Origin of the sequence: Halorubrum tebenquichense DSM 14210 (genome assembly GCF_000337415.1) — an archaeon.
Lineage (GTDB): Archaea > Halobacteriota > Halobacteria > Halobacteriales > Haloferacaceae > Halorubrum > Halorubrum tebenquichense.
In genome coordinates, this window is record NZ_AOJD01000062.1 from 1 (window position 1) to 410 (window position 410).

Annotated in this window: 1 pseudogene; it reads right to left on the bottom strand. The window is 57.6% G+C overall.

The features are described from left to right. Positions 1-287, bottom strand: a pseudogene (locus C472_RS16395) (transcriptional regulator); the annotation flags it as partial. Between the last annotated feature and the right edge of the window lie 123 nt (positions 288-410).

Sequence of the window (410 nt, forward strand, 5' to 3'; positions counted from 1 at the left end):
ACGTCGACGTACTCACCCGCCGAGTCGACAGAGTCAGCCAACCACCCGAGGTTTCGAGACCCACGAACGTACGTCCCATCTTCGATTAGTCCATCAAGTTCCGCGAGACGGTCCTCGGTAAGGACCTGGTCGAACGTCTTAGGATCGAGTAACGCTCGTGCAATCATCACCACATGAGACATGGCAGAGTCGTACTCTGCAGAGACGACGAGCGTATTCTCGTCCTCAAGGTAGCCCCACCCGGCTTCTCCCCGGTCAGATTTGGGTTCGACAGGGTAGTTTGTCACACTAACGCCTTTCTTCGGCGGTGTCTTCGCCGCTGAGACCGTCTCTGCGTACGAAAGATAGTCCACACCGTGATACCGAGGTAAGCGAACCCGTCCGTCCGGCGTCGTCGACGCCTCACCTTC